Genomic DNA, 614 nt, shown 5'->3' on the forward strand with positions numbered 1-614 from the left:
CGTTGTTCTGCCCTTGAACTATATCCCTATAAAAATTGATGGAAGGGAGTGGATTCGAACCACCGAACCCGAAGGAGCGGATTTACAGTCCGCCGCGTTTAGCCAGACTTCGCTACCCTTCCATAATGGCGCGGGACGGAATCGAACCGCCGACACACGGAGCTTCAATCCGTTGCTCTACCGACTGAGCTACCGAGCCATTGTTCACCAATTATGTTGAATGAGAAAGCTCTCATCCTAACGGTCCTAGCCGGATTTGAACCGGCGATCTCCTGCGTGACAGGCAGGCGTGATAAACCCCTACACCATAGGACCGAACTATTACTATGGAGGATACAGGGCTCGAACCTGTGACCCTCTGCTTGTAAGGCAGACGCTCTCCCAACTGAGCTAATCCTCCATGATGACCCGTACGGGATTTGAACCCATGTTACCGCCGTGAAAGGGCGGTGTCTTAACCACTTGACCAACGGGTCATTTATCTACGGAGAGTAAGGGATTCGAACCCTTGAAGGAGGGCATCCCCCCTTACATGATTTCCAATCATGCTCCTTCAGCCACTCGGACAACTCTCCATCAATAAAAACTCCGGCAGGCGGACTCGAACCGTCGAC

The 614-nt window shown here is 52.3% G+C and carries 6 tRNA genes; all 6 read right to left on the reverse strand.

What is annotated here, in order from left to right:
* Positions 1-39 precede the first annotated feature (39 nt).
* A tRNA-Tyr gene (locus LACPOB_RS0103060) sits at positions 40-122 on the reverse strand.
* Positions 123-126: 4 nt separating this feature from the next.
* Positions 127-199 (reverse strand) — tRNA-Phe (locus LACPOB_RS0103065).
* A gap of 42 nt (positions 200-241) precedes the next feature.
* Positions 242-315: transfer RNA gene (locus LACPOB_RS0103070), tRNA-Asp, on the reverse strand.
* A gap of 12 nt (positions 316-327) precedes the next feature.
* A tRNA-Val gene (locus LACPOB_RS0103075) sits at positions 328-400 on the reverse strand.
* A gap of 4 nt (positions 401-404) precedes the next feature.
* A tRNA-Glu gene (locus tag LACPOB_RS0103080) sits at positions 405-476 on the reverse strand.
* 9 nt (positions 477-485) lie between these two features.
* Positions 486-575: transfer RNA gene (locus LACPOB_RS0103085), tRNA-Ser, on the reverse strand.
* Positions 576-614 lie beyond the last annotated feature (39 nt).

This window comes from Ligilactobacillus pobuzihii E100301 = KCTC 13174 (genome assembly GCF_000349725.1).
Lineage (GTDB): Bacteria > Bacillota > Bacilli > Lactobacillales > Lactobacillaceae > Ligilactobacillus > Ligilactobacillus pobuzihii.